The 26,440-nt window shown below is 63.3% G+C and carries 30 protein-coding genes; all 30 read right to left on the reverse strand.

What is annotated here, in order from left to right:
• Window positions 1-81: 81 nt before the first annotated feature.
• Window positions 82-567: a 50S ribosomal protein L15 gene (gene rplO, locus WFK98_RS11545; RefSeq protein WP_266338151.1), complete on the reverse strand. Its 486-nt coding sequence runs from the start codon at window positions 565-567 to the stop codon at window positions 82-84.
• A 19-nt stretch (window positions 568-586) separates the two neighbouring features.
• Window positions 587-793 (reverse strand): 50S ribosomal protein L30, encoded by a 207-nt coding sequence (gene rpmD / locus WFK98_RS11550; RefSeq protein ID WP_266338152.1) that lies wholly within the window; start codon window positions 791-793, stop codon window positions 587-589.
• Window positions 794-823: 30 nt separating this feature from the next.
• A complete protein-coding gene (rpsE, locus tag WFK98_RS11555; RefSeq protein ID WP_266338153.1) occupies window positions 824-1,369 on the reverse strand; it encodes a 30S ribosomal protein S5 in 546 nt (181 codons plus the stop codon).
• A 47-nt stretch (window positions 1,370-1,416) separates the two neighbouring features.
• Complete coding sequence (gene rplR / locus WFK98_RS11560) at window positions 1,417-1,773, reverse strand: 50S ribosomal protein L18 (RefSeq protein WP_266338154.1); 357 nt, start codon at window positions 1,771-1,773, stop codon at window positions 1,417-1,419.
• A gap of 11 nt (window positions 1,774-1,784) precedes the next feature.
• Window positions 1,785-2,318, reverse strand: coding sequence for a 50S ribosomal protein L6 (gene rplF / locus WFK98_RS11565; protein ID WP_266338155.1), 534 nt, complete (start codon window positions 2,316-2,318; stop codon window positions 1,785-1,787).
• A gap of 40 nt (window positions 2,319-2,358) precedes the next feature.
• Window positions 2,359-2,757, reverse strand: coding sequence for a 30S ribosomal protein S8 (gene rpsH, locus WFK98_RS11570; RefSeq protein WP_266338156.1), 399 nt, complete (start codon window positions 2,755-2,757; stop codon window positions 2,359-2,361).
• A 13-nt stretch (window positions 2,758-2,770) separates the two neighbouring features.
• Window positions 2,771-3,076, reverse strand: a complete 306-nt coding sequence (gene rpsN, locus WFK98_RS11575; RefSeq protein ID WP_266338157.1) for a 30S ribosomal protein S14 — start codon at window positions 3,074-3,076, stop codon at window positions 2,771-2,773.
• Window positions 3,077-3,106: 30 nt separating this feature from the next.
• Window positions 3,107-3,664 carry a 50S ribosomal protein L5 gene (gene rplE / locus WFK98_RS11580; RefSeq protein WP_266338158.1) on the reverse strand — a complete coding sequence of 186 codons (558 nt, stop codon included), beginning with the start codon at window positions 3,662-3,664 and terminating at the stop codon, window positions 3,107-3,109.
• Complete coding sequence (rplX, locus tag WFK98_RS11585; protein ID WP_266338159.1) at window positions 3,657-3,974, reverse strand: 50S ribosomal protein L24; 318 nt, start codon at window positions 3,972-3,974, stop codon at window positions 3,657-3,659. The genes rplE and rplX overlap by 8 nt, the downstream gene beginning before the upstream one ends.
• Window positions 3,974-4,342, reverse strand: coding sequence for a 50S ribosomal protein L14 (gene rplN / locus WFK98_RS11590; protein WP_029075463.1), 369 nt, complete (start codon window positions 4,340-4,342; stop codon window positions 3,974-3,976). Before rplN ends, rplX begins: the two co-directional genes overlap by 1 nt.
• 70 nt (window positions 4,343-4,412) lie before the next feature.
• Complete coding sequence (gene rpsQ / locus WFK98_RS11595; protein WP_266338160.1) at window positions 4,413-4,661, reverse strand: 30S ribosomal protein S17; 249 nt, start codon at window positions 4,659-4,661, stop codon at window positions 4,413-4,415.
• A gap of 10 nt (window positions 4,662-4,671) precedes the next feature.
• A complete protein-coding gene (gene rpmC / locus WFK98_RS11600) occupies window positions 4,672-4,872 on the reverse strand; it encodes a 50S ribosomal protein L29 (protein WP_266338161.1) in 201 nt (66 codons plus the stop codon).
• Window positions 4,873-4,897: 25 nt separating this feature from the next.
• Window positions 4,898-5,311, reverse strand: coding sequence for a 50S ribosomal protein L16 (gene rplP / locus WFK98_RS11605; RefSeq protein WP_201400060.1), 414 nt, complete (start codon window positions 5,309-5,311; stop codon window positions 4,898-4,900).
• A gap of 32 nt (window positions 5,312-5,343) precedes the next feature.
• A complete protein-coding gene (rpsC, locus tag WFK98_RS11610) occupies window positions 5,344-6,054 on the reverse strand; it encodes a 30S ribosomal protein S3 (RefSeq protein ID WP_266338162.1) in 711 nt (236 codons plus the stop codon).
• Window positions 6,054-6,434: a 50S ribosomal protein L22 gene (gene rplV / locus WFK98_RS11615; protein ID WP_266338163.1), complete on the reverse strand. Its 381-nt coding sequence runs from the start codon at window positions 6,432-6,434 to the stop codon at window positions 6,054-6,056. Before rplV ends, rpsC begins: the two co-directional genes overlap by 1 nt.
• A gap of 1 nt (window position 6,435) precedes the next feature.
• A complete protein-coding gene (gene rpsS, locus WFK98_RS11620; protein WP_018184908.1) occupies window positions 6,436-6,714 on the reverse strand; it encodes a 30S ribosomal protein S19 in 279 nt (92 codons plus the stop codon).
• A gap of 14 nt (window positions 6,715-6,728) precedes the next feature.
• Window positions 6,729-7,565, reverse strand: a complete 837-nt coding sequence (rplB, locus tag WFK98_RS11625; protein WP_266338164.1) for a 50S ribosomal protein L2 — start codon at window positions 7,563-7,565, stop codon at window positions 6,729-6,731.
• Window positions 7,566-7,588: 23 nt separating this feature from the next.
• Window positions 7,589-7,882: a 50S ribosomal protein L23 gene (locus tag WFK98_RS11630; RefSeq protein ID WP_201400063.1), complete on the reverse strand. Its 294-nt coding sequence runs from the start codon at window positions 7,880-7,882 to the stop codon at window positions 7,589-7,591.
• Window positions 7,879-8,499, reverse strand: a complete 621-nt coding sequence (gene rplD / locus WFK98_RS11635) for a 50S ribosomal protein L4 (RefSeq protein WP_266338203.1) — start codon at window positions 8,497-8,499, stop codon at window positions 7,879-7,881. Before rplD ends, WFK98_RS11630 begins: the two co-directional genes overlap by 4 nt.
• Window positions 8,499-9,218: a 50S ribosomal protein L3 gene (gene rplC / locus WFK98_RS11640; RefSeq protein WP_266338165.1), complete on the reverse strand. Its 720-nt coding sequence runs from the start codon at window positions 9,216-9,218 to the stop codon at window positions 8,499-8,501. Before rplC ends, rplD begins: the two co-directional genes overlap by 1 nt.
• Window positions 9,219-9,234: 16 nt before the next feature.
• On the reverse strand, window positions 9,235-9,543 hold the full coding sequence (rpsJ, locus tag WFK98_RS11645) for a 30S ribosomal protein S10 (RefSeq protein ID WP_018184903.1): 309 nt from the start codon (window positions 9,541-9,543) through the stop codon (window positions 9,235-9,237).
• Window positions 9,544-9,608: 65 nt separating this feature from the next.
• The gene (tuf, locus tag WFK98_RS11650) at window positions 9,609-10,799 is read right to left on the reverse strand and encodes an elongation factor Tu (protein ID WP_336800294.1); all 1,191 of its coding nucleotides are present in this window, start codon (window positions 10,797-10,799) and stop codon (window positions 9,609-9,611) included.
• A gap of 51 nt (window positions 10,800-10,850) precedes the next feature.
• Complete coding sequence (gene fusA, locus WFK98_RS11655; protein ID WP_266341301.1) at window positions 10,851-12,926, reverse strand: elongation factor G; 2,076 nt, start codon at window positions 12,924-12,926, stop codon at window positions 10,851-10,853.
• 24 nt (window positions 12,927-12,950) lie between these two features.
• Window positions 12,951-13,421 carry a 30S ribosomal protein S7 gene (gene rpsG / locus WFK98_RS11660; RefSeq protein WP_266341300.1) on the reverse strand — a complete coding sequence of 157 codons (471 nt, stop codon included), beginning with the start codon at window positions 13,419-13,421 and terminating at the stop codon, window positions 12,951-12,953.
• Between the two features lie 15 nt (window positions 13,422-13,436).
• Complete coding sequence (gene rpsL, locus WFK98_RS11665) at window positions 13,437-13,808, reverse strand: 30S ribosomal protein S12 (protein WP_029075557.1); 372 nt, start codon at window positions 13,806-13,808, stop codon at window positions 13,437-13,439.
• Between the two features lie 442 nt (window positions 13,809-14,250).
• Entirely contained in the window at window positions 14,251-14,685 is a 435-nt protein-coding gene (locus WFK98_RS11670; RefSeq protein ID WP_336800295.1) for a cupin domain-containing protein, read from the reverse strand.
• 158 nt (window positions 14,686-14,843) lie between these two features.
• A complete protein-coding gene (locus WFK98_RS11675) occupies window positions 14,844-16,178 on the reverse strand; it encodes an esterase-like activity of phytase family protein (protein ID WP_336800296.1) in 1,335 nt (444 codons plus the stop codon).
• A gap of 125 nt (window positions 16,179-16,303) precedes the next feature.
• Window positions 16,304-17,575: an alpha/beta hydrolase gene (locus WFK98_RS11680; protein ID WP_266341297.1), complete on the reverse strand. Its 1,272-nt coding sequence runs from the start codon at window positions 17,573-17,575 to the stop codon at window positions 16,304-16,306.
• Between the two features lie 311 nt (window positions 17,576-17,886).
• On the reverse strand, window positions 17,887-22,122 hold the full coding sequence (gene rpoC, locus WFK98_RS11685; RefSeq protein ID WP_266341296.1) for a DNA-directed RNA polymerase subunit beta': 4,236 nt from the start codon (window positions 22,120-22,122) through the stop codon (window positions 17,887-17,889).
• 96 nt (window positions 22,123-22,218) lie between these two features.
• Complete coding sequence (rpoB, locus tag WFK98_RS11690; RefSeq protein ID WP_266341295.1) at window positions 22,219-26,355, reverse strand: DNA-directed RNA polymerase subunit beta; 4,137 nt, start codon at window positions 26,353-26,355, stop codon at window positions 22,219-22,221.
• Window positions 26,356-26,440 lie beyond the last annotated feature (85 nt).

Genomic DNA, 26,440 nt, shown 5'->3' on the forward strand with positions numbered 1-26,440 from the left:
GGGCCCCAATGCCCCTGCCGGGCATCAAGTGGTCTCTCGGAGGCGCCGCGACAAGCGGCGCCCCTCCCCGAACGACGCAGTTTACTCTGCGTCCGTCTTTTCTGCCTGGGCGGCGAGCAGCTTGACGGAACCGCCAGCCTTCTCGACCGCTTCGATGGCCGGCTTAGACGCGCCAGCGATCTCGAAGTTGACGGCGACCTTGAGTTCGCCGACGCCGAGGAGGCGAACGCCGTCCTGGACGCGACGCAGAACGCCGGCTTCCTTCAGCGCTTCGACCGTCACCGGCTTCTTCGCATCGAGCTTGCCCGCATCGATCGCCGCCTGGACGCGAGCGAGGCTGACCTCGTTGTAGTCCTTGGCGAAGATGTTGGTGAAGCCGCGCTTCGGCAGACGCCGATGCAGCGGCATCTGGCCGCCTTCAAAGCCCTTGATCGCCACGCCCGTGCGCGACTTCTGGCCCTTGACGCCGCGACCACCGGTCTTGCCCTTGCCCGAACCGATACCGCGTCCGACGCGCATGCGGTTCTTGCTGGAGCCCGGGTTGTCGTTGATCTCGTTGAGCTTCATCGAACTGGTCCTTCTGGGCTCAGGCCTCGTCCACAACGCGGACGAGGTGAGCCACCTTGGCGATCATGCCGCGAACCGCAGGGGTATCCTGCAGCGTCGAACGGCGACGGATCCTGTTGAGGCCGAGGCCGATCAGCGTAGCACGCTGCTCGACCGGGCGACGGATCGGGCTGCCGGTCTGCTCGACGGTAATCGTCTTGGCGGCGCCTTCAGATTTCTTGGCCATTTGGTCAAATCCTCGAATTCAATCGGGCGCTCACGCCTCGGCGGAAGCGTCGACTTCGCCGCCGCGACGGGCCTGCAGTGCCGAAACCTTGATGCCACGACGGGCCGCGACGCTGCGCGGGCTGTCTTCGGCATTCAGGGCTGCGAACGTGGCGCGCACCATGTTGTACGGGTTCGACGAACCCATCGACTTGGCGACGACGTCCTGGACACCGAGGGTCTCGAACACGGCGCGCATCGGGCCGCCGGCGATGATGCCGGTACCCGGCGCTGCGGCGCGCAGGAAGACCTTGCCGGCGCCGTGGCGACCGAACACGTCATGGTGAAGCGTACGTCCCTCGCGCAGCGGAACCCGAACCAGGCTGCGCTTCGCGGCTTCCGTCGCCTTGCGGATTGCTTCAGGCACTTCACGCGCCTTGCCGTGGCCGAAACCGACCCGGCCCTTCTGGTCGCCGACGACGACGAGGGCTGCGAAGCCGAACCGCCGTCCGCCCTTCACCACCTTCGCGACGCGATTGATGTGAACGAGCTTGTCGACGAATTCGCTGTCGCGCTCTTCCCGCTGCTCTCTGGCCATCGAAAGATCCAATCGTCCTGTGTTTCGTGATGACGCGCCTCAGCGCATCAGAAGTCGAGACCGCCCTCGCGAGCGCCGTCAGCCAGCGCCTTCACGCGGCCATGAAAAAGGTAACCGCCGCGGTCGAAGATGACCTGCGTAACGCCGGCTGCCTTGGCGCGCTCTGCGACGAGCTTGCCGACCGCCTCGGCGGCTGCCTTGTCGGCACCCGTCTTGAGCGAACCACGAAGGTCCTTCTCGAGGGTCGAAGCCGCGGCGAGCGTACGCCCTTCGGCGTCGTCGATCACCTGGGCGTAGATGTGCTCCGACGAGCGGTAGACGCTCAACCGGGGCCGTCCGTTCGCAACCTTGCGGAGCGCACGGCGGACGCGCGCAGCGCGGCGTTCCTGCTGAATATTGGCCATGACCGTCTCCGTTACTTCTTCTTACCTTCCTTGCGGAAGATAGTTTCGGTTGCGTACTTGACGCCCTTGCCCTTGTACGGCTCGGGGCTGCGATACTCGCGGATCTCGGCCGCAACCTGGCCGACCTTCTGCTTGTCGATGCCCGAGACGATGATCTCGACCGGACGCGGGGTCTCGATCTTGATGCCTTCCGGGATCGCGTAGATCACGTCATGGCTGTAGCCAAGCGCGAGCTGCAGGTTCGAACCCTGGACGGCGGCGCGGTAACCCACGCCGTTGATCTCGAGCTTCTTCGAGAAGCCCTCGCTCACGCCCTTCATCAGGTTCGAAATCATGGTGCGCGACATGCCCCAAGCGGCGCGAGCCGGCTTGCTGTCATCACGCGGGGCGACCTGAACGCCCGCTTCCGTCAGTTCCACTGCGACGTGATCCGTGAAGTCGAAGGACAGCTCGCCCTTCGGACCCTTCACCGACACCGTCTGGCCGTTGATCGTAGCCGTAACGCCCTTGGGCACGGCCACCGGCTTCTTACCAATACGAGACATCAGACTAATCCGTCCGGTTCGTGTTTCGCCATCAGCCAGATCAGAATACCTGGCAAAGAACCTCACCGCCGACATTCTGGTCGCGGGCATCCGAATCCGACATCACGCCCTTCGGCGTCGACAGGATGGACACGCCGAGGCCATTCTTGACCTGCGGGATGTTCTTTACCGAGGCATAGACCCGGCGACCCGGCTTCGAGACACGCTCGATGGTGCGGATCACTGGCTCGCCATCATAATACTTCAGTTCGATCTCGATCACCGGACGGCCTTCGCCATCCACCGAGTCCGCAAAGCCACGAATGTAGCCTTCCGACTGCAGAACACCGAGAACGTTCGAACGCAGCTTCGAGGACGGCGTCGAAACCTTCGACTGCCGGCGCATCTGAGCATTGCGGATGCGGGTGAGCATATCACCCAGAGGATCGGTCATTGTCATCGGACCGTGCTCCTTACCAGCTCGACTTGACGAGGCCCGGGATCAACCCCAGCGACCCGAGTTCGCGCAATGCAATACGCGACATCATCAGCTTGCGATAGACACCGCGCGGGCGGCCCGTCACTTCGCAACGATTGCGGATGCGCGTCTCGGACGCGTTCCGCGGCAGCTCCGCCAGCTTGAGGCGCGCCTGGAAGCGCTCCTCGAGCGACAGGCTCTCGTCATTTGCCACAGCCTTCAGGCGGTCGCGCTTGCCGGCATACTGCTTGGCAAGCTTGCGGCGCCGGTTGTTCTTCTCGATCGAGCTCTTCTTAGCCATCGATTGTCCCTCGTCCTATCCCGGCACCGGTTACTGGCGGAACGGGAAGTTCAGCGCCTTCAGAAGGGCGCGAGCTTCCTCGTCGGTCTTGGCCGTGGTGCAGACGATCACGTCCATTCCCCAGACCTGATCAATCTTGTCGTAATTGATCTCCGGGAAAATCAGGTGCTCCTTGATGCCCATGGCGAAGTTGCCACGACCATCAAAGCTCTTCGGGTTCAGGCCGCGGAAGTCACGGACGCGCGGCAGCGCGATCGTGACCAGGCGGTCGAGGAACTCGTACATGCGCGCCTTGCGCAGCGTGACCTTGCCGCCGATCGGCATGTTCTCGCGCAGCTTGAACGTCGCAATGGACTTCGAAGCCTTCGTCACGGCCGGCTTCTGGCCAGCGATGAGCGCCAGGTCACCAAGGGCGGTGCCGACCTTCTTGGAATCGTTGACGGCTTCGCCAACGCCCATGTTCAGCACGATCTTCTCGAGACGAGGAACCTGCATCGGGTTCTTGTACCCGAATTCCTCGACGAGCTTCGCCCGTACTTCGTCTTCATAAAACTTCTTGAGCCGCGGCTCGTAAGCTGCCTCAGCCATCGATCACATCTCCCGAACGCTTTGCGACGCGTTGTTTGCGCCCGTCTTCGGTCACCTGGAAACCGACGCGAGTCGGCTTGCCATCCTTGGGATCAGCCAGGGCGATGTTCGACAGATGGATCGGGAGCTCCTTGGCGACGATGCCGCCCTGCTCGCTCGCCGTCTGCTTCTGGTGCTTGCGACCGACGTTGACGCCACGCACGACGGCGCGGTCTTCCGACGGGATCACGCGAAGCACTTCGCCCGACTTACCTTTATCCTTGCCTGCGAGGACGACGACGTTGTCGCCCTTCTTGATCTTGGCAGCCATCACAGCACCTCCGGCGCGAGCGAGATGATCTTCATGTGGTTCTTCGCGCGAAGCTCACGCGGAACCGGCCCGAAGATACGAGTCCCGATCGGCTCCTTCTGGTTGTTGATCAGAACCGCCGCATTCTTGTCGAAACGGATGACGCTGCCATCCGGACGACGAATATCCTTGGCTGTGCGAACGACGACCGCCTTCATGACGTCGCCCTTCTTCACGCGACCCCGCGGGATCGCCTCCTTGATCGACACAACGATGATGTCGCCGACCGAGGCGTACTTCCGCTTGGAACCGCCGAGAACCTTGATGCACATCACACGACGAGCGCCGGAATTATCCGCCACGTCGAGGTTAGTCTGCATCTGAATCATGACTGGCCGCCTACTTTTATGGTTGCCACCGACCCGAAGGGATCAGCAGCAACGAACCTTATCCAGTGCCTTACTTGTCGCCCGACTGCTCGGTACCGACAACGATCCAGCGCTTGTTCTTCGAAATCGGCGCCGTCTCTTCGATGGAGACCAGGTCGCCAATCTTGTGAACGTTGCCTTCGTCATGCGCGTGGTACTTCTTCGTCCGACGCACGGTCTTCTTCAAGACCGGATGCGTGAAGCGACGCTCGACGAGAACAACGACAGTCTTGTCGGTCTTGTCGCTGACGACGCTGCCCTGCAGAACGCGTTTCGGCATGCTCGCCTCCTCAGCGCTTGTCCGCCGCGCTCTTCTGCGCAGCGATGGTCTTGATCCTGGCGATGTCGCGGCGAACCTGCCGGACACGCGCCGTGTTTTCGAGCTGGCCGGTCGCCCGCTGAAAGCGCAGGTTGAACTGCTCCTTCTTCAGGTTTCCGAGCTCGGTTTCGAGCTGATCGGCGGTCTGCAGCCGAACGTCTTTCGCCTTCATGGCCCTATCCTCGTCCGTTCGCCGATCAATCGGCGATGCGCTGTACGAAGCGCGTCTTGATCGGGAGCTTCGCCGCGCCGAGACGGAGCGCCTCACGGGCGGTCTCCTCGTCGACACCGTCGATCTCAAACATGATCCGGCCAGGCTTGACGCGGGACGCCCAGTATTCCGGGGCGCCCTTACCCTTACCCATTCGGACTTCGGTCGGCTTCGACGTGACGGGCACATCCGGGAAAATCCGGATCCACACGCGTCCCGCGCGCTTCATAGCACGAGTGATCGCGCGGCGCGCCGCTTCGATCTGTCGCGCCGTGACGCGTTCCGGCTCCAGGGCCTTGAGGCCGAACCCGCCGAAGTTCAGATCCGTACCACCCTTGGCGACGCCATGGATACGGCCCTTGAACTGCTTGCGGAACTTGGTGCGCTTCGGTTGCAGCATTTCTGTTCTCTCTCGCCCTCAGTTCCGACCGATTAGGCCGCGGCGTCGCGACGACGAGTATTCGAGCCCTGCTCGTTACCCTCAGTCAGGCGACGCTCGGAAGCCATCGGATCGTGCTCGAGGATTTCACCCTTGAAGATCCACACCTTGATACCGCACGTGCCATAGGCCGTGTGGGCGGTCGCGGTGCCGTAGTCGATGTCAGCGCGCAGCGTGTGCAGCGGAACCCGACCCTCGCGGTACCACTCGAGGCGGGCGATTTCCGCGCCACCAAGACGGCCACCGGCGTTGATGCGGATGCCCTGGGCGCCGAGACGCATCGCCGACTGGACGGCGCGCTTCATGGCGCGGCGGAACGCGACGCGGCGCTCCAGCTGCTGGGCGATCGAGGCCGCGACCAGGGTCGCGTCGATCTCCGGCTTGCGGACTTCGACGATGTTCAGATGCACTTCGCTGTCGGTCAGCTTGCCGACCAGCTTGCGCAGCTTCTCGATGTCGGCGCCCTTCTTGCCGATCACGATGCCCGGACGAGCCGAGTAGATCGTGACGCGGCACTTGCGGTGCGGACGCTCGATGACGATCTTGGAGACCGCCGCCTGCTTCAGCTCGACCAGGAGCATCTCGCGGATGCGGATGTCCTCATGGAGCAGCTTGCCGTATTCGCCCTTGTTGGCGAACCAGCGGCTGTCCCACGTCCGGTTGATACCGAGGCGGAGGCCAATCGGATTGACTTTCTGGCCCATTATGCAGCCTCCTCGGTCTCACGCACCACGATGGTCAGGTGCGAAAACGGCTTCTCGATCCGGCCGACGCGACCGCGAGCCCGCGGCGTCCAGCGCTTCATCACCAGGGCCTTGCCGACGAATGCCTCGGCGACCACCAGCGAATCAACGTCGAGATCGTGATTGTTCTCGGCGTTTGCGATCGCGGATTCCAGCGTCTTCTTTACGTCACGCGCAATCCGCTTCTCGGAGAAGGTCAGGTCGGCGAGCGCCGTGCTGGCCTTCTTGCCGCGGATCAGCTGGGCGACAAGGTTGAGCTTGCGCGGAGAGACACGGATCATGCGCGTGATCGCGCGGGCCTCGTTGTCTTTCAGCGCGCGTTCGCGCTTCGGCTTGCCCATGTTACTTCCTCTTCGCCTTCTTGTCGGCCGTGTGGCCATAGTAGGTCCGGCTCGGCGAGAACTCGCCGAACTTGTGACCGACCATGTCCTCGTTGACGATGACCGGAACGTGCTTTTGGCCGTTATAGACGCCAAACGTCAAGCCCACAAACTGGGGCAGGATCGTGGAGCGACGGCTCCAGATCTTGATCACCTCGCCACGACCCGAAGAGCGGCTCTTCTCGGCCTTGCGGAGGAGATAGCCGTCGACGAACGGGCCTTTCCAAATAGAACGAGCCACGGACAGCCCCTCTCTTACTTGCTCTTGCGCAGATGACGGCTGCGCGCGATGAACTTGTCGGTCGACTTGTTGTTGCGGGTCTTCTTGCCCTTGGTCGGCTTGCCCCACGGCGTGACCGGATGACGGCCACCCGAGGTCCGGCCTTCACCACCGCCGTGCGGATGGTCGACCGGGTTCATGGCGACGCCGCGGACGCTCGGACGCTTGCCAAGCCAACGGTTACGACCGGCCTTGCCGAGCGAGATGTTGGCGTGGTCCGGGTTCGAAACCGCACCGATCGTGGCCATGCAGGTCTGCGAGACCAGGCGCTGTTCGCCCGAGTTCAGGCGCAGGATCGCCATGGCGCCGTCGCGGCCAACATACTGTGCATAAGCACCGGCCGAACGGGCGATCTGACCGCCCTTGCCCGGCTTCATCTCGACGTTGTGGACAATCGTGCCGACCGGCATCGCACCGAGCGGCATCGCGTTGCCCGGCTTCACGTCGGCCTGGGCCGCCGAGATCACCTTGTCGCCAACGGCCAGACGCTGCGGCGCCAGGATGTAGCTGAGCTCGCCATCCTCATACTTGATGAGGGCGATGAACGCCGTACGGTTCGGATCGTACTCGATCCGCTCGACGACGGCGGGGATGTCGCGCTTGTTACGCTTGAAGTCGATCAGGCGATAGGAACGCTTGTGGCCACCGCCACGGCCATAGGCCGTGACGCGTCCGAGATTGTTGCGACCGCCGCTCTGGCGGAGACCAACCGTCAGGCCCTTGACGGGCTTGCCGGCGTAGAGCTCCGAACGATCGACGAGAACAAGCTGGCGCTGTCCCGGCGTAGTCGGCTTGTAGTGCTTGAGAGCCATGGCTTCAGCCTATTCTTTTCGCGTCAGAGACCGGTAGAAACGTCGATCGACTGACCTTCAGCAAGCGTCACGATCGCCTTCTTGACGTCGCTCTGCTTGCCCACGATACCGCGGAAGCGCTTCACCTTGCCCTTGCGGACGAGGGTGTTCACACCCGTGACCTTGACCTTGAACAGCGCTTCGACAGCCGCCTTGATTTCGGGCTTCGTCGCGGTCTTCAGAACGTTGAAGACGACCTTGCTCTGTTCGGTAGCAATGGTCGACTTCTCGCTCAGCACCGGGCTGCGGATGATGTCGTAATGCGACAGATCGCTCATTTGAACCGCTCCTGCAGCGCCTCGACCGCAGCCTTGGTCAGCACGAGCTTCTCGCGGCGCAGAATGTCGTACACGTTGATGCCCTGCACCGGCAGAACGTCGATATGCGGGACGTTCCGGGTAGCAAGCCCGAAGTTCTCGTTGACCGAAGCGCCGTCGATGATCAGCGCATTGGCCCAGCCGAGCTTGGCAAGGTTTTCCTTGACCGCCTTGGTCTTCGGCGCATCGATGGCGATGTCCGAAACGATGACCAGGTTGTCGCCGCGGGCCTTGGCCGAAAGCGCGTGCTTCAGCGCCAGCTGGCGGAACTTCTTGGTCAGGTCGTGCGCATGGCTGCGCACCACCGGACCGAAGGCCTTGCCGCCGCCGCGGAACTGCGGCGCAGTCTTGGCGCCGTGGCGTGCGCCGCCGGTGCCCTTCTGCTTGTACATCTTCTTGGTCGTGCCGGAGATCTCCGAGCGACCCTTCGACTTGTGCGTGCCGGCCTGGCGCTTGGCGAGCTGCCAGCGAACCATGCGGTGCAGGATGTCGCCGCGCGGCTCGAGACCAAAGATCTCGTCCGAGAGCGAAATCTCGCCAGCAGCCGTACCGTCGAGCTTGGTGACCTTAATATCCATCATTCGGCCTCCTTCGCTTCGACCGCAGCTTCAGCCGTCGCACCGAGCTTCCGGAAGGCGCCCGGAACCGGGACATCCTTGGGGAGCGCGCGCTTGACCGCATCGCGAACCTCGATCCAGCCGCCCTTGGCGCCGGGAACGGCACCCTCGACCATGATCAGGCCGCGCTCGACATCCGTGCGAACGACCTTGAGGTTCTGAGTGGTCACGCGGACGTCGCCCATGTGACCAGCCATCTTCTTGTTCTTGAACACCTTGCCCGGGTCCTGGCGCTGGCCAGTCGAACCGTGAACACGATGCGATACCGAGTTACCGTGGGTCGCGCGGCCACCACCGAAGTTGTGGCGCTTCATGACACCGGCAAAACCCTTACCGATCGAGGTGCCGCTGACGTCGACGAACTGGCCGACGACGAAATGCTCGGCGGTGAGTTCGGCGCCAACCTCGATGAGGTTGTCCGGGCTCACACGGAACTCCGTGACCTTGCGCTTCGGCTCGACCTCGGCCTTGGCGAAATGACCACGCTCAGCCTTCGGCGTGTTTTTCACCTTGGCGAGTCCGCTTCCGAGCTGGACCGCGGTGTACCCGTTCTTATCTTCCGTCCGATGAGCAACAACCTGGCAGTTGTCCAGCTTCAGCACCGTCACCGGCACCTGCTCGCCCGCATCCGTGTAGATGCGGGTCATGCCCACCTTCTGTGCGATCAATCCAGAGCGCATTCTATCCTCGCTCGCCTCAGAGCTTAATTTCGACGTCCACACCGGCCGCCAGGTCGAGCTTCATCAGCGCGTCCACGGTCTGCGGGGTGGGGTCGACGATGTCGAGAAGACGCTTATGCGTGCGCATCTCGAACTGCTCACGGCTCTTCTTGTCGATATGCGGCGACCGATTCACGGTGAACTTCTCAATCTGCGTGGGAAGTGGCACCGGGCCAACAACGCGCGCGCCGGTACGCTTCGCCGTGTTTACGATCTCACGCGTCGACGCATCGAGAATGCGATGGTCGAACGCTTTGAGCCGGATCCGGATATTCTGACCGTTCATCGATTTCTGTCCTCAGGTGACATGGGCGCGCGACGTATCCGCGCGCCCGGTCCGGATCTTCCGACTTACTTAATGATGCTGGCGACGACGCCGGCGCCGACGGTACGACCGCCTTCACGGATGGCGAAGCGCAGCTTCTCTTCCATGGCGATCGGGACGATCAGCTCGACATTCACCGAGATGTTGTCGCCCGGCATCACCATCTCGACGCCTTCCGGCAGCGTCACCACGCCCGTCACGTCGGTCGTGCGGAAGTAGAACTGCGGACGGTAGTTGGTGAAGAACGGCGTGTGACGGCCACCCTCTTCCTTCGTCAGGATGTAGGCCTCGGCCTTGAACACCGTGTGCGGCGTGACCGAACCCGGCTTGCACAGGATCTGGCCGCGCTCGACGCCTTCACGGTCGATGCCGCGAAGCAGCGCGCCGATGTTGTCGCCAGCCTGGCCCTGGTCGAGCAGCTTGCGGAACATCTCGACGCCGGTGCAGGTCGACTTGACGGTCGGACGGATGCCGACGATCTCGACTTCCTCGCCGACCTTGACGATGCCGCGCTCGACGCGGCCGGTCACCACGGTGCCGCGGCCCGAGATCGAGAACACGTCTTCGATCGGCATCAGGAACGGCTGGTCGATCGGACGCTCCGGCTGCGGGATGTAGGCATCCACAGCGGTCATCAGCTCGAGGATCGCGTCTTCGCCGAGCTTGGCGTCGCCATCCTGCAGGGCCACGACGGCCGAACCCTTGATGATCGGAATGTCATCGCCCGGGAAGTCGTAGGACGACAGCAGCTCGCGGACTTCGAGCTCGACGAGCTCGAGCAGCTCCGGATCGTCGACCAGGTCGCACTTGTTCAGGAACACGACGAGCGCCGGAACGCCGACCTGGCGGGCGAGCAGGATGTGCTCGCGGGTCTGCGGCATCGGGCCGTCGGCGGCCGACACGACCAGGATCGCGCCGTCCATCTGGGCCGCGCCGGTGATCATGTTCTTGACGTAGTCGGCGTGGCCGGGGCAGTCGACGTGGGCGTAGTGACGGTTCTGCGTCTCGTACTCGACGTGCGCCGTCGAGATCGTGATGCCGCGAGCGCGCTCTTCCGGAGCCGCGTCGATCTGGTCATACGCCTTGAACGTCGCGCCACCGGTCTTCGCGAGCACCTTGGTGATCGCCGCGGTCAGCGAGGTCTTGCCGTGGTCAACGTGGCCGATCGTGCCAATGTTGCAGTGCGGCTTGTTGCGCTGGAATTTCTCTTTTGCCATCGGAATTCTCCGTCGTATCTGTCAGCAGGTTCAGTTTCGCGTCGTAAAGGCCTAGGCGTACTTCGCCTGGACCTCCTGAGCGACGGCCTGCGGGACCTGCTCATAATGGTCAAACTGCATCGTGTAGCTCGCGCGGCCCTGGCTCATGGAGCGCAGGTTGTTCACGTAGGAGAACATGTTCGCGAGCGGAACGAAGGCCGTGATGACATTCGCGTTGCCGCGCATGTCCTGGCCCTGGATCTGGCCGCGGCGAGAATTCAGATCGCCGATAACCGAACCCACATACTCTTCCGGCGAGACGACCTCGACCTTCATGACGGGCTCGAGAAGGGCCGGATTGGCCTTCATGAGACCTTCGCGAAGGGCGGCGCGCGACGCGATTTCGAACGCGATCGCCGACGAGTCGACTTCGTGATAGGCACCGTCGATCAGCGAGATCTTGACGTCCACCACCGGGAAGCCGGCGATCGGACCCGAGCTCATCACCGAGTTCAGACCCTTTTCGACGCCCGGGATGTATTCCTTCGGAACCACACCGCCGATGATCTTGTTCTCGAACGTGTAGCCGGCGCCGATCTCGTTCGGCTCGACCACGAACTTCACGCGGGCGAACTGGCCGGTACCACCGGTCTGCTTCTTGTGCGTGTAGTCGATTTCGGTCTGCTTGCGGATCGTCTCGCGATAGGCAACCTGCGGAGCACCGACGTTCACGTTGATGTTGAACGGAGCGCGACGAAGGATGTCGATCTTGATGTCGAGGTGAAGCTCGCCCATGCCCTTGATGATGGTCTGGCCGGACTCGCTGTCCGTCGAGACGCGGAAGGACGGATCCTCGGACGCCAGCTTCTGCAGGGCGAGGCCCAGCTTCTCCTGGTCGGCCTTGGAAGCCACTTCCACCGACATCTCGATGACCGGCTCGGGGAATTCCATCTTCTCGAGGATGACGGGGTTCGCCGGATCGCAGAGCGTGTCGCCGGTGCGGGTCTCCTTGAGGCCGACCAGAGCGACGATGTCGCCGGCGTAGGCCTCTTCGATGTCCTCACGCGAATTCGCATGCATGGCGACCATGCGGCCGATACGCTCGCGCTTCTCCTTGGTGGAGTTGAGCAGCGTCGTGCCCTTGGTCAGCACGCCCGAATAGACGCGGGCGAACGTCAGAACGCCGAAGGGGTCTTCGATGATCTTGAACGCCAGGATCGAAAGCGGCTCTTCGTCGCTCGACTTGCGCTCGACTTCGAGCTCGGTCTTCGGGTCGATGCCCTTGGTCGGCGGAACGTCGACCGGGGACGGCAGGTAGTCGACAACGGCGTCGAGCAGCGTCTGCACGCCCTTGTTCTTGAACGCCGTGCCGCAGAGGACCGGGAACCAGGCCGAGTGCAGCACAGCCTTGCGGATGAGCGACTTCAGGGTCGCCTGGTCCGGCTCGTTGCCCTCGAGGTAGGCTTCCATCGCGGCGTCGTCGAGCTCGACGGCAGCCTCGATGAGGGCAGCGCGGGCCTCTTCAGCCTTCTCCTGCAGATGAGCGGGGATCGCTTCGATGTCGTACATCGAACCCTGCACATCGCTGTTCCAGACCTTGGCCTCCATGGTGACCAGGTCGATGATGCCCTTGAAGTCGGACTCAGCGCCGATCGGAAGCTGCAGCGCAACCGGACGCGCGCCGAGGCGGACCTTGATGTCCTCCAGGCACATGTCGAAGTTGGCGCCGGTCTTGTCCATCTTGTTGCAGAAGACAACGCGCGGAACGCGGTACTTGTCGCCCTGACGCCAGACGGTCTCGGTCTGCGGCTCGACGCCCTGGTTCGAATCGAGAACGCACACGGCACCGTCGAGCACACGCAGCGAACGCTCGACTTCGATCGTGAAGTCCACGTGGCCGGGGGTGTCGATGATGTTCAGGCGCTTGCCGTTCCAGAACGTCGTGGTCGCGGCAGAGGTGATGGTGATGCCACGCTCCTGCTCCTGCTCCATGTAATCCATGGTTGCAGCGCCGTCGTGGACTTCACCAATCTTATGGCTCTTGCCCGAATAGTACAGAATCCGCTCGGTCGTCGTCGTCTTGCCCGCGTCGATGTGGGCCATGATTCCGAAGTTGCGGTAGTCTTCGATCTTATGCGTGCGGGCCATAATGGTCTGCCTTTGTCCGATCGTTTACCAGCGATAGTGCGAGAACGCGCGATTGGCCTCGGCCATGCGGTGCGTGTCTTCGCGCTTCTTGACGGCGTTGCCGCGGCTGTTCGAGGCGTCCAGCAGCTCGCCCGACAGACGCTCGACCATGGTCTTCTCGTTACGGCCGCGAGCGGCGTTGAGGAGCCAACGGATGGCGAGGGCCTGACGACGGTCCGAACGAACCTCGACGGGAACCTGGTAGGTCGCACCACCGACGCGACGCGAACGCACTTCGATGTGCGGCGCGACGTTGTCCAGAGCCTGGCGGAACACCACGACGGGCTCCTGCTTGGTGCGGTTCTGGATAATGTCGAAGGCACCGTAAACGATGCGCTCGGCGACAGACTTCTTGCCGTCATACATGACGGCATTCATGAACTTGGTGACGACGATATCGCCGAACTTGGGGTCCGGGATGATCTCGCGCTTCTCTGCACTATGGCGACGGGACATGGATCCTGTTCCCTATTACTTCGGACGCTTCGCGCCGTACTTCGAGCGGCGCTGCTTGCGGTTCTTGACACCCTGGGTGTCGAGCACGCCGCGCAGGATGTGGTAGCGCACGCCCGGCAGATCCTTGACGCGGCCGCCACGGATCATGACGACAGAGTGCTCCTGCAGGTTGTGGCCTTCGCCCGGGATGTAGCCAATGACCTCGAAGCCATTGGTCAGGCGAACCTTCGCGACCTTACGAAGTGCCGAGTTCGGCTTCTTCGGCGTGGTCGTATAGACGCGAGTGCAAACGCCGCGCTTCTGCGGGTTCTCCTGCAGCGCCGGAACCTTGTTCCGCTTCGCCGGCGCCTGGCGCGGCTTGCGGATGAGCTGGTTAATTGTCGGCATGCTTCGCCTTTCAGCTAGCCTACGGTTCTGTTTCTCTCTTCCGCTTTCCGCACCTTCGCCACAGCCGACTGACCATGAACAAAGAGCGCCCGGACCGCTTGCCGCGGAGGCGCTACGAAAAGCAGAGGATCACGGCGTTCACCGCGATCATGCGTGTCGTTCTAACTCTGTTTCGATTCGGACAGTGTCTAAGCTTGAACTCCGCGACGTGGCGCCGCCGGAAAACTGCACTTACCACCTGCCTGAAAGCTCGCGGAACCTACTTATTCGCAGGGTTCCAGTCAACCCCTCCGTGGGGTTCTTTTCGTGGGCTGGCGCCGCGTAAGGAATCCCCAAACAGCGCCCTGGCCCGGCAATTTTCCGCAAGATCGATGCGGCATCGGCGCAACATTCGAAATCCGGCCGGTTCCGCAGAGCGAGAACAAACCGGAATCAGACCGACTCAGTCCGGCGCCGCCGTCCGCTCCGAAAACGCGACTCCTTTCTGACCGGTTACGATCATGAGGATTTTAACGGTTTCGTCGCCGACGACTCGGCCGTTATGCCGGTGATCGACCATTTCCGCAAACGAATCTCCCGCCTTGAAGATTCGCTTCCCGCCGCCCTCGCTGTCGACCTCGATCGTCCCGGCCAGGATATAGGCGTAGGCCGGCACCGGATGGGTGTGCCAGCCGGTCTCGGCGCCTGGTGGAATCTCGACGATCAGCGTCTGCACTTCCGGGTCCGACACAGTCGGATAGCGGATCGGATCGCCGCTCGTCGTGGTGGTGGTTTGGAGGACCCGCTTCACCTTCACGGCCGGCTTATAGCTTTCTTCGGCGAAAGCGCCGCCTGCCATGACCACAAGGCCGATAGCGACAAGAGATAGACGATTCATAGGAGCCCCTCCCCGGGCGCGCTTCTTCCCAAGCGCAAGGGCCAGCCGTCATGGCCGACATCCGTTCTTCCCCAGCGTCACTGCTAGAGGGTCCCGCGCAAAAGGAAAAGGGCCGCCCGGGGGCAGCCCTTCACGATGGTGTCGGACGCGTAAACGCGTCACTCGGCCTTGAGGAAGTCAGCGACCTCGAGAACGATGAACTCGTTGTTGTCGGCCTTGCCCTTGGCGCGGCCAACGGAGAACGGGAAGTTGTTGTCGTCGGCGACGATGATGTGGGTGTCGTCGATGCGGTCGACATTCTCGATCGTCTCGAACGGGAAGGTGAAGACGCCTTCCTTCGAGCCGGCACGGGCAACGGCATTCGGATCCTTGATAGCCATCAGGTCGATGAAACCGACCTTGCGAACGATGCCGTCGGCGTCGGTCTTGGAGAGGTCTATCAGATAGATGCGCTTGAACTTGGCCGGGGTCTTCGCCCAGCCCTCGCGCGGGTCGCCTGCCCCGCCGTCGCGCTCGATCACGAGGGCGCGGTTGGCGTCGATCATGTTGAAGTCGCCAATCGCGTTGCCAAAGTCCTCGAGCGGATAGTAGCGGACCTTGTCGGCAAAGGCTTTCGACGCGATGTCGAAATCGAAGATCGGCAGGACCGACTTGCCGCCCTTCTCGAGATACTTGCCGACCTTGGCGTCCCACGGCGCGCCCTCGAGCATCGGATGCAGCGTCTTGCCGTCGGTCGAGAGCGCCATGCCCTCGAAGCCCTTCGAGCGGCGAACGTTGAATTCCGGCAGCGGCTTGTCGGGACCGGCCGGCATCACGACGCCATAGTTGTCCGGCGAGCGATAGGTGACGCCGTCGACGACGGTCTCCTTCAGGCTCAGCACGGTGCCGTCGGCCGAGACTTCGAACAGATAAGGGCCGAACTCGTCGCCGATCCAGAAATTGTCACCCACCTTCTGGATGCTCTCCGGATCGAAGTCTGCGCCGGTCAGGTAGCGGCTATCGGTGTTTTCGTTGACGATGCGGAACGGCACCACGCGGTTCGGATCCTTGGCGAAGATCGTCTTGACGATCTCGACGCGGCCCGTCTCCCAGTCCGGCCTGACGATGTGGAACATGATCATCGCATCGGCGGAGTTCGCCTTGGCGCCGAAGCCGTTGTCGGTCAGGACGACGTAGGTGCCGTCGCCGAGCGCGCGGATGCCGGAGAAGCCCTGAACCGGCTGCCCGGCGAAGGGACGGGCAAGGCCGGTATCGGCATCGTAGATCGAATAGAGGCGGTCGAAGCGGCGGCCGAGATCGGCGCCCGTGCCTGTATAACGGCCGGAGGTGTTGAGCGCGGCCGGCGCATCCGCCGGCGGAACCGCAAAGCTCTGGGCCGGCAGGACGGCATGGTGGCTCAGGACGGCGTCGAACTGGCGGGGCTCGGCGGCGGAAGCGCCGGTCGCAAGCGCGACGAACGACAGGCCAGCGAGAAAGGCATGGCGAAGCGACATGGTCAGGTCTCCGTTCGAAGGGAACGGCGATGTCGTAGTGCGCCCATGTCTCAGCCAAGCGACACCGACATGTCGCCTCCATGACAGAAGCGACATGTCTAGCGGCGGGCCGCCCGCCGGCGGCGCTAGTAGGCGACGCCGCTCGCCGGCTTCAGCAGCGCGCCGGCCGAGTCAGCATTGTCCGACAGGGTGTTGCCGAACGCCTTGATCTGCGAGTTGTAGGTTTCGCGCGTCTCTGGATCGATGATGGCGACGGGCGCTGTCACGATCAGGCCCGCCGCGGTTCCGACGCTTGCGGCGGCGCCGGTGGTGACGGCCACGAGCCTGTCGCCGAACGCGGACTTCGAATCCGTCATCGTCTGGCCCTCGGCCAGGCGGGCGCCGATCAGCTGCACGACTTCGGGGCTGGCGGCGAACTTGGCGTGATTGAGCCGGTCGTCCGTACGCAGTTTGGTGAGGTCGATGACCGTGATCTTGTCCTGCTGCATCTCGGTCGCAAACGGTTCCTGCGCGACATTGATCTGGCCGAGGCGCTCGATATTGCCCCAGACGCGGCGGGAGACCTTGAGGGCGCGGTCGTCCTGCGAGACGAACAGCGTCACCTGCGGGCCGTTCGGGCCGATATCGGCCATCTGGCGGCGGAACACGTCGACATCGACGTCCGGCGCGGCCAGCATGACGTTCCTGATCTTTGGCGCCACGCGCTTGTCGCGGATCGCCATCTGACGCAGCGCTTCCAGCGTCACCCAATTGCCCATCGAGTGCGCGAGGATCGACACCTCGTCGACGTTCGGATCGTCGGCCAGCGCCTTCAGCAGCAGTTCGAGCGCATCGCGGGAATAGTTGTTGCTCTCGCGGTCGTAGCCATAGGCGAGCACACTGCCGCGCGACGGCCAGGTGAAGAGGATCGGCACGACGTCGGAACCGGAGTCATGCACGATCTGGGCGAAGCGGTAGACGGCATCCTCGAAGCGGTTGTTGAAGCCATGGATGAAGACCAGGGCCTGCCGCTTCGGCGTCGCCTTTATGCGGCTATTGAACCAGGCTCTCGCCTGCTTCAGGTTCATGTCCTGCGCCTTCAGGGTGACGAAATCCTTCGTCGGGTCGCCGGGCAGCTTCTTCGGCCACTGCACGTCGCCCTTCTTGCGGACATTATCCGGCGGGATCGAGACGACCATATTGGCGAAGTCGATGGCCCGGCCACGCTCGCCGGTGAAGATCTCGCCCGGAACGTTCGACCGCTGGCGCGTCGTCGCCACCATCATGTCGACCGTGCTGCTGCCCGGAATCGGCGCCGTGACGGCAACCGGCAGCAGAACGTCCTTCGGCCGGCCGCCGCAACCGGCAAGCAGCCCGACGAGAACCAGGCTCGTCACGCCCGTCCGGATCCAAACCATCACGCTACGCAAGTGGAGCTACCCCCGAAAAGGACGAACAGCCTGGTCAACGAAGGCACCGCCGCTCCGCGCAAGCAGGACGTGGCCCAATTATCTACTCGAACTCTCTATGCGAGCGCGCAGCCAATGCGCAACCCGCGATATTCCCCGCGCGTAAACGCCCGGCCGCCCGAGATCGGCATCACCCTAGCGGATCCCTGTGACAGATGCGCTGCCGCAGGGGCCTGCGGGACGAATCTCCGGGACCGCGACATCTGCGCCACGAAAAAAGGCCGCCCGAAGGCGGCCTTTCATTCGATGCGACGCGCCTGTTACTCGGCAGCGTTGGTCAGGTCTCCGAGCAGGCCCGCAGGGGCCTGGGCCGGGGCCGACCCCGCCGAGGAGCGCCGACGCTCCTCGAGGATGAGATCGTCGCGCTTGGTAGCGATCTCGCGGATGCGACCCATCGTGCCACCCGTACCGGCCGGGATCAGACGACCGACGATGATGTTCTCCTTGAGACCATCGAGCGGATCGACCTTGCCGTTGACGGCCGCCTCGGTGAGGACGCGGGTCGTCTCCTGGAACGAGGCAGCCGAGAAGAACGACCGCGTCTGCAGGCTGGCCTTGGTGATGCCGAGCAGGACCGGGTTGCCGGCGGCAGGCTTCTTGCCCTCGGCCTTGGCCTTGTCGTTCACCAGGTCGAACTCCAGCCGGTCGATCTGCTCGCCGGTGAAGAACTCCGTCTCGCCGGCGTCGTAGATCTCGACCTTCTGCAGCATCTGGCGAACGATCACCTCGATGTGCTTGTCGTTGATCTGCACGCCCTGCAACCGGTAGACGTCCTGGATTTCGTTGACGAGGTAGGCCGCAAGTGCCTCCACGCCCTTGATCGCCAGAATGTCATGCGGCGCCGGGTTGCCGTCCATGATGTAGTCGCCCTTCTCCACGGCGTCACCTTCCTGGAGATGGAACGGCTTGCCCTTCGGGATCAGGTACTCGATCGGCTCCAGCAGCTCGCCATCCTGACCAACCGCACCTTCGGCCGGCTCGACGATGACGCGACGCTTGTTCTTGTAGTCGCGACCGAAGCGGATCGTGCCGTCCATCTCGGCGATGATGGCGTGATCCTTCGGACGACGGGCCTCGAACAGCTCCGCCACGCGCGGCAGACCGCCCGTGATGTCGCGCGTCTTGGCGCCTTCCGTCGGAATACGTGCCAGCACGTCACCGGCGTGGACCGTCGAACCCGGATCAACCGAGAGAATGGTCTCGACCGACAGCATGTACCGGGCTTCGCCACCGCGGGCGAGCTTCAGCACCTTGCCGTCCTTGCCCTTGATCACGATCGCCGGCTTCAGGTCGCCGCCGCGCGGGTTGGCGCGCCAGTCGATGACGACGCGCTTGGTGATGCCCGTCGACTCGTCGGCCGTCTCGGCGATCGAGATACCTTCGACCATGTCCTCGTAGCCGATCGTGCCCGAGACTTCGGTCAGCACCGGACGGGTATAGGGGTCCCATTCCGCCAGACGCTGACCGCGCTTGACCTGATCGCCCTCGTCGACATGCAGGCGCGAACCATAGGTGATGCGGTTGACCGCACGCTCGGTTCCGTCCTTGTCGACGATCACGATCGCCATGTTGCGGCCGAGGGCCACGAGCTTGCCGCTCGAGTCGCGGACCACGTTGCGGTTACGCATCGTGACCGTGCCTTCGAAGCTCGACTCGATGAAGGACGAGTCGACCACCTGCGCCGTGCCACCGATGTGGAACGTGCGCATGGTGAGCTGCGTGCCGGGCTCGCCGATCGACTGCGCCGCGATGACGCCGACGGCCTCGCCCATGTTGACGGTCGTGCCGCGCGCCAGGTCGCGGCCGTAGCAGGCCGCGCAGACGCCGATCTTGGTATCGCAGGTCAGCACCGAGCGGATCTTAACCGCCTGTACGCCGGCCTTCTCGATGCGATCGACATCGGGCTCCTCGATCAGCTTGCCGGCCGGAACCAGCAGCTCGCCGGTCGCGCCGGACACCACGTCCTCCGCGGCCGTACGGCCGAGGATGCGCAGGCCGAGCGACGCCACCACCTGACCGCTGTCGATCACCGCCTGCATCTTCAGGCCGTTGGTCGTACCGCAGTCCTTGGCAATGATGATGCAGTCCTGCGCCACGTCGACGAGACGACGCGTCAGGTAACCCGAGTTCGCGGTCTTCAGCGCGGTGTCGGCCAGACCCTTACGGGCACCGTGGGTCGAGTTGAAGTACTCGAGAACGGTCAGGCCTTCCTTGAAGTTCGAGATGATCGGGTTCTCGATGATCTCGCCCGACGGCTTGGTCATCAGACCGCGCATGCCGGCCAGCTGCTTCATCTGGGTCGGCGAACCACGGGCGCCCGAATGGCTCATCATGTAGACCGAGTTCATCGGCTTCTGACGACCGGTTTCCGCGTCGTACTGAACGGCGGAAATGCCCTTCATCATCTCGGCGGCGACGGCGTCGCCGCACTTCGCCCAGGCGTCGACGACCTTGTTGTACTTCTCACCGAAGGTGATCAGGCCGTCATTGTACTGCTGCTCGTAATCCTTCGCGAGCGCCTGGGTCTCCTCGACCAGCTTGGCCTTGGTCGGCGGGATGACCATGTCGTCCTTGCCGAACGAAATGCCCGCGCGGCAGGCTTCGCGGAAGCCGAGCGCCATGATGCGATCGCAGAAAATGACCGTCTCCTTCTGACCGCAATGGCGGTAGACGGCGTCGATCGTGTTCGAAACTTCCTTCTTGGTCATCAGCTTGTTGACGACGTCGAAGGGCAGGTTCGGGTGCTTCGGCAGCAGTTCGCCGATCAGCAGGCGGCCCGGTGTCGTGTCGTAGATCTTCGACGTGACGTTGCCGTCCGCGTCGATGCCACGATAGCGACCGCGGATCTTGGTGTGCAGCGTGATCGCCTTGGCGGCCAGCGCATGCTCGATCTCGGCGATCGAGCTCAGCAACATGCCCTCGCCCGGCTCCTTCTCCGCCATGATCGACAGATAGTAGAGGCCGAGAACGATGTCCTGCGACGGCACGATGATCGGCTGGCCGTTCGCGGGGTGCAGGATGTTGTTGGTCGACATCATCAGCACGCGCGCTTCCAGCTGCGCTTCGAGCGACAGCGGGACGTGCACGGCCATCTGGTCGCCGTCGAAGTCGGCGTTGAAGGCCGAGCAGACGAGCGGATGCAGCTGGATCGCCTTGCCTTCGATCAGCACCGGCTCGAAGGCCTGGATGCCGAGGCGGTGAAGCGTCGGAGCGCGGTTCAGAAGGATCGGATGCTCGCGGATGACCTCATCCAGGATATCCCAGACTTCCGGCCGCTCCTTCTCCACGAGCTTCTTCGCCTGCTTCACCGTGGAGGAGAAGCCCTTGGCGTCGAGGCGCGAGTAGATGAACGGCTTGAACAGCTCGAGAGCCATCTTCTTCGGCAGGCCGCACTGGTGCAGCTTCATCTCCGGGCCGACCACGATGACCGAACGGCCGGAATAGTCGACGCGCTTGCCGAGCAGGTTCTGGCGGAAGCGGCCCTGCTTGCCCTTCAGCATGTCGGAGAGCGACTTCAGCGGACGCTTGTTGGCGCCGGTGATGACGCGGCCGCGACGGCCGTTGTCGAACAGCGCATCGACCGCTTCCTGAAGCATGCGCTTCTCGTTGCGGATGATGATGTCCGGCGCGCGCAGTTCGATCAGCCGCTTCAGACGATTGTTGCGGTTGATGACGCGGCGGTACAGGTCGTTCAGATCGGAGGTCGCGAAGCGGCCGCCGTCGAGCGGAACGAGCGGGCGAAGATCCGGCGGGATGACCGGGATGACGGTCATGATCATCCATTCCGGACGGTTGCCGGATTCGATGAACGCTTCCACCAGCTTCAGGCGCTTGCCGAGCTTCTTCGGCTTCAGCTCCGAGGTCGAGGTGGCGATCTCTTCGCGGAGGTCCGCGGCGAGCTTCGGCAGGTCGAGCGCCATCATCATCTCGCGGATGGCTTCCGCGCCGATCATGGCGGTGAACGAGTCGTCACCATATTCGTCCTGGGCGCGCAGGTACTCTTCCTCCGACAGGAGCTGACGCTCCTTCAGCGGGGTGAGGCCCGGCTCGATGACGACGTAGTTCTCGAAATAGAGAATGCGCTCCAGATCCTTGAGCGTCATGTCCATCAGCATGCCGATGCGCGACGGAAGCGACTTCAGGAACCAGATGTGCGCGACGGGCGCCGCGAGCTCGATGTGGCCCATGCGGTCACGACGAACGCGCGCGAGCGTGACTTCAACGCCGCACTTCTCGCAGATGATGCCCTTGTACTTCATGCGCTTGTACTTGCCGCACAAGCACTCGTAGTCCTTGATCGGCCCGAAGATGCGCGCGCAGAACAGGCCGTCGCGCTCGGGCTTGAAGGTCCGGTAGTTGATCGTTTCCGGCTTTTTGATCTCGCCATACGACCAGGACAGAATCTTCTCAGGGCTCGCAATATGGATGCGGATCTGGTCGAAGTTCTGTGCCGGCTGCGCCAGCGGATTGAAGATGTTCGCGACTTCTTGATTCATCGCCGATCTCCTTCGATGCCGGTGGCCGGTCGAGCACATCGCTCATCCCGGCCCACCGCATGTAAACTGAATGGGCTCACCGATTGACGCGACGGATTACTCCGCCGCGTCCGGCAAGCTCTCGCCGGCCTCCGCATCCAAGGCGCGCTTGGACTGGTTGAGCTCGACGTCGAGGCCGAGCGACCGCATTTCCTTGACCAGCACGTTGAACGATTCCGGAATACCGGCCTCGAACGTGTCGTCGCCGCGGACGATCGCCTCGTAGACCTTGGTACGGCCGGCCACGTCGTCCGACTTCACCGTCAGCATCTCCTGCAGCGTGTAGGCGGCGCCATAGGCCTCGAGAGCCCAGACCTCCATTTCGCCGAAGCGCTGACCGCCGAACTGCGCCTTGCCGCCCAACGGCTGCTGGGTAACGAGCGAGTACGGGCCGATCGAACGGGCGTGGATCTTGTCGTCCACCAGGTGGTGCAGCTTGAGCATGTAGATGTAGCCCACGGTCACCTTGCGGTCGAAGGCCTCACCGGTACGGCCGTCATAGAGCACCGACTGGCCCGAGGCATGCAGCCCCGCGTCATTCAGCATCTCGACGATGTCCGGCTCGCGCGCACCGTCGAAGACCGGCGTCGCAATCGAGACGCCCTTCTTCAGATGCTCGCTCATCCGGACGACCGATTCATCGTCCAGCTCCGCGACAGGCTCGTCCTTCGGACCGTTGTAGATGCCGTCGAGGGTCAGGCGGAGCGGCTTGACGTCGCCCGTCTTCTTGTAGTCCTCGAGCATCTTGCCGATCTTCAGGCCCATGCCCGCGCAAGCCCAGCCCAGATGCGTCTCCAGGATCTGGCCGACGTTCATGCGGCTCGGCACGCCAAGCGGGTTCAGCACGATGTCGACATGCGTACCGTCCTCGAGGAACGGCATGTCCTGGATCGGGGTGATCCGCGACACGACGCCCTTGTTGCCGTGACGGCCGGCCATCTTGTCGCCCGGCTGGATCTTGCGCTTCACCGCGACGAAGACCTTGACCATCTTCATCACGCCCGGAGGCAGCTCGTCGCCGCGCTGCAGCTTCTCGACCTTGTCGATGAAGCGCTTCTCCAGCCGCTTGCGGCTCTCGTCATAGGATCCGCGCAGAGCCTCGATCTCGCCCATGACCTTTTCGTCGGCGAAAGCGAACTGCCACCACTGCGACCGCGGATACTCCTCGATGACATCGCGCGACAGCACGGTGTCCTTCTTGAAGTTCTTCGGGCCGCTGGAAGCGGTCTTGCCCTCGAACATGTCGATCAGGCGGCCATAGACGTTGCGGTCCAGGATGGCCTGCTCGTCGTCGCGGTCCTTGGCGAGACGCTCGATCTCCTCGCGCTCGATCGCCATCGCGCGCTCGTCCTTCTCCACGCCATGGCGGTTGAAGACGCGCACTTCCACGATGGTGCCGGTAACGCCCGGCGGGACGCGAAGCGAGGTGTCGCGGACGTCGGAGGCCTTCTCGCCGAAGATGGCGCGCAGAAGCTTCTCTTCCGGCGTCATCGGGCTTTCGCCCTTCGGCGTGATCTTGCCGACGAGGATGTCGCCCGGCTGCACGTCGGCGCCGATGTAGACGATGCCGGCTTCGTCGAGGTTCTTCAGCGCCTCTTCCGAAACGTTCGGAATGTCGCGCGTGATTTCTTCCGGACCGAGCTTGGTATCGCGCGCCATGACCTCGAACTCCTCGATGTGGATCGAGGTGAAGACGTCATCCGACACGATGCGCTCGGACAGGAGGATCGAGTCCTCGAAGTTGTAGCCATTCCACGGCATGAACGCGACGAGCACGTTCCGGCCGAGCGCCAGATCGCCAAGATCCGTCGACGGGCCGTCCGCCAGGATGTCGCCCTTGCCGACGCGATCGCCCACGCGGACGAGCGGCCGCTGGTTGATGCAGGTCGACTGGTTCGAACGCTGGAACTTCATCAGACGATAGATATCGACACCCGACTTCGAAGGATCAAGGTCCTCCGTCGCGCGGATAACGATACGGGTCGCGTCGACCTGGTCGACGACGCCGCCGCGGCGAGCCGCGATGGCGGCGCCGGAATCACGCGCCACGACCGATTCCATGCCCGTGCCGACGAACGGCGCCTCGGCGCGAACGAGCGGCACCGCCTGGCGCTGCATGTTCGAGCCCATGAGGGCGCGGTTGGCGTCGTCGTTCTCAAGGAACGGGATCAGCGCCGCGGCGACCGAGATCACCTGCTTCGGCGACACGTCCATGAAGTCGACGCGGTCCGGCGTGACCATGACGTTTTCGCCGGAGTGACGGCAGATGATCAGGTCCTCGACCAGCTTGCCGGCCGGATCGAGTTCCACGCTCGCCTGGGCGACGTAGTACTTCGACTCTTCCATCGCCGACAGATAGATGATCTCCATCGTCGCGACGCCGTCCTTGACGCGCCGGTACGGGCTCTCGATGAAGCCGTACTTGTTGACGCGGGCGAACGTGGCCAGCGAGTTGATCAGACCGATGTTCGGGCCTTCCGGCGTCTCGATCGGGCAGATACGGCCGTAATGCGTCGGATGCACGTCGCGCACCTCGAAGCCGGCGCGCTCGCGCGTCAGACCGCCCGGGCCAAGCGCCGAGAGACGGCGCTTGTGGGTGATTTCCGACAGCGGGTTGGTCTGGTCCATGAACTGCGACAGCTGCGACGAGCCGAAGAACTCGCGCACGGCGGCCGCCGCCGGCTTCGCATTGATCAGGTCCTGCGGCATGACGTTGCCGATCTCGACCGACGACATGCGCTCCTTGATCGCGCGCTCCATGCGGAGCAGGCCGACGCGGTACTGGTTCTCCATCAGCTCGCCGACCGAACGCACGCGGCGATTGCCGAGATTGTCGATGTCGTCGATCTCGCCCTGGCCGTCGCGCAGTTCGACGAGCGTCTTGATGACCCCGAGAATGTCCTCCTTGCGGAGCACGCGCACGGTGTCCTCGGCCGTCAAGTCGAGGCGCATGTTCATCTTGACGCGGCCGACGGCCGACAGGTCGTAGCGCTCGCTGTCGAAGAACAGCGACTGGAACATCGCGGTCGCGGTGTCGACGGTCGGCGGCTCGCCCGGGCGCATCACGCGGTAGATGTCGAACAGCGCGTCTTCGCGCGACTCGTTCTTGTCCACGGCGAGCGTGTTGCGGATATAGGCGCCGACATTGATGTGGTCGATGTCGAGAACCGTGACTTCGTCGAAGCCCGCGTCGTCCAGAATCTGGAGCAGCTTCTCGCTGATCTCGTCACCGGCCTCGGCATAGACCTCGCCCGTGGACGGGTTGACGATGTCCTCGGCGACATAGGTGCCGTGCAGGTCCTCGTCGAGAACCTTCAGCGCCTTGACGCCCTTCTCCGCCAGCTGGCGGGCGGCGCGCGCGGTCAGCTTCTTGCCGGCCTCGACGACGACTTCGCCGGTGTCGGCGTCGATGAGGTCCATCGCCGCCTTCATGCCCTTCATGCGCGCCGGATCATACGGCATGCGCCAGCCGTCGCCGACCTTGGAGTAGACGATCTTCGAATAGAAGGTGTCGAGGATCTCTTCGCCGTCCATGCCGAGGGCGAACATCAGCGACGTCACCGGAATCTTGCGGCGACGGTCGATGCGCGCATAGACGATGTCCTTGGCGTCGAACTCGATATCGAGCCAGGAACCGCGATACGGGATGATGCGGGCGGCGAACAGGAGCTTGCCCGAAGAATGGGTCTTGCCCTTGTCGTGATCGAAGAAGACGCCCGGCGAGCGGTGCATCTGCGAGACGATCACGCGCTCGGTGCCGTTGACGATGAAGGTGCCGTTGGAAGTCATGAGCGGCATTTCGCCCATGTAGACTTCCTGCTCCTTGATGTCCTTGACGGACTTCGCGCCGGTGTCTTCGTCGACATCGAACACGATCAGCCGGAGCGTGACCTTGAGCGGCGCCGAGAAGGTGATGCCGCGCTGGCGGCACTCGTCGACGTCGTACTTCGGCGGGTCGAAATCATAACGGACGAACTCGAGCAACGCCGTGTTCGAGAAGTCCGAGATCGGGAAAACGGATTTGAAGACGGCCTGCAAACCTTCGTCCGGACGTCCGCCCTTCATTTCCTCGACCATGAGGAATTGGTCGTAAGACGCCTTCTGAACCTCGATGAGGTTCGGCATCTCGGCGACGTCGCCGATGGACCCGAAGACCTTGCGGATGCGCTTACGACCGGTGAATTCCAGGGCCATGTTCGCTCCTTTTTTACGTTCAAGAACAGCTATCCGGAAAGCCGTTCAGCCGCGCTTGGGCGCGGCTCTCTGGATAGTGGTCCTT

Source organism: Kaistia sp. MMO-174 (assembly GCF_037147815.1).
Classification (GTDB): domain Bacteria; phylum Pseudomonadota; class Alphaproteobacteria; order Rhizobiales; family Kaistiaceae; genus Kaistia; species Kaistia nematophila.

Coding starts and splice junctions, on each gene's coding strand:
- WFK98_RS11670 (WP_336800295.1), bottom strand. CDS start 14,685: ATGAATCGTCTATCTCTTGTCGCTATCGGCCTTGTGGTCATGGCAGGC.
- WFK98_RS11630 (WP_201400063.1), bottom strand. CDS start 7,882: ATGAGCGATCTGTCGCATTACGACATCATCCGCAGCCCGGTGCTGAGC.
- fusA (WP_266341301.1), bottom strand. CDS start 12,926: ATGGCCCGCACGCATAAGATCGAAGACTACCGCAACTTCGGAATCATG.
- rplO (WP_266338151.1), bottom strand. CDS start 567: ATGAAGCTCAACGAGATCAACGACAACCCGGGCTCCAGCAAGAACCGC.
- rpsQ (WP_266338160.1), bottom strand. CDS start 4,661: ATGCCGAAACGCGTTCTGCAGGGCAGCGTCGTCAGCGACAAGACCGAC.
- rpsN (WP_266338157.1), bottom strand. CDS start 3,076: ATGGCTAAGAAGAGCTCGATCGAGAAGAACAACCGGCGCCGCAAGCTT.
- rpsH (WP_266338156.1), bottom strand. CDS start 2,757: ATGACAATGACCGATCCTCTGGGTGATATGCTCACCCGCATCCGCAAT.
- WFK98_RS11680 (WP_266341297.1), bottom strand. CDS start 17,575: ATGGTTTGGATCCGGACGGGCGTGACGAGCCTGGTTCTCGTCGGGCTG.
- rpsC (WP_266338162.1), bottom strand. CDS start 6,054: ATGGGCCAGAAAGTCAATCCGATTGGCCTCCGCCTCGGTATCAACCGG.
- rpsG (WP_266341300.1), bottom strand. CDS start 13,421: ATGTCCCGTCGCCATAGTGCAGAGAAGCGCGAGATCATCCCGGACCCC.
- rplX (WP_266338159.1), bottom strand. CDS start 3,974: ATGGCTGCCAAGATCAAGAAGGGCGACAACGTCGTCGTCCTCGCAGGC.
- tuf (WP_336800294.1), bottom strand. CDS start 10,799: ATGGCAAAAGAGAAATTCCAGCGCAACAAGCCGCACTGCAACATTGGC.
- rplB (WP_266338164.1), bottom strand. CDS start 7,565: ATGGCTCTCAAGCACTACAAGCCGACTACGCCGGGACAGCGCCAGCTT.
- rplR (WP_266338154.1), bottom strand. CDS start 1,773: ATGGCCAATATTCAGCAGGAACGCCGCGCTGCGCGCGTCCGCCGTGCG.
- rpoB (WP_266341295.1), bottom strand. CDS start 26,355: ATGGCCCTGGAATTCACCGGTCGTAAGCGCATCCGCAAGGTCTTCGGG.
- rplF (WP_266338155.1), bottom strand. CDS start 2,318: ATGTCTCGTATTGGTAAGAAGCCGGTGGCCGTGCCCAAGGGCGTTACG.
- rplV (WP_266338163.1), bottom strand. CDS start 6,434: ATGGGCAAGCCGAAGCGCGAACGCGCGCTGAAAGACAACGAGGCCCGC.
- rpmD (WP_266338152.1), bottom strand. CDS start 793: ATGGCCAAGAAATCTGAAGGCGCCGCCAAGACGATTACCGTCGAGCAG.
- rpsJ (WP_018184903.1), bottom strand. CDS start 9,543: ATGAACGGTCAGAATATCCGGATCCGGCTCAAAGCGTTCGACCATCGC.
- rpmC (WP_266338161.1), bottom strand. CDS start 4,872: ATGAAGGCGAAAGACGTTCGGCTGCAGACCGCCGATCAGCTCGAAACC.
- rplP (WP_201400060.1), bottom strand. CDS start 5,311: ATGCTGCAACCGAAGCGCACCAAGTTCCGCAAGCAGTTCAAGGGCCGT.
- rplN (WP_029075463.1), bottom strand. CDS start 4,342: ATGATTCAGATGCAGACTAACCTCGACGTGGCGGATAATTCCGGCGCT.
- rpoC (WP_266341296.1), bottom strand. CDS start 22,122: ATGAATCAAGAAGTCGCGAACATCTTCAATCCGCTGGCGCAGCCGGCA.
- rplC (WP_266338165.1), bottom strand. CDS start 9,218: ATGCGCTCTGGATTGATCGCACAGAAGGTGGGCATGACCCGCATCTAC.
- rpsE (WP_266338153.1), bottom strand. CDS start 1,369: ATGGCCAGAGAGCAGCGGGAAGAGCGCGACAGCGAATTCGTCGACAAG.
- rplD (WP_266338203.1), bottom strand. CDS start 8,499: ATGGATATTAAGGTCACCAAGCTCGACGGTACGGCTGCTGGCGAGATT.
- rplE (WP_266338158.1), bottom strand. CDS start 3,664: ATGGCTGAGGCAGCTTACGAGCCGCGGCTCAAGAAGTTTTATGAAGAC.
- WFK98_RS11675 (WP_336800296.1), bottom strand. CDS start 16,178: ATGTCGCTTCGCCATGCCTTTCTCGCTGGCCTGTCGTTCGTCGCGCTT.
- rpsL (WP_029075557.1), bottom strand. CDS start 13,808: ATGCCGACAATTAACCAGCTCATCCGCAAGCCGCGCCAGGCGCCGGCG.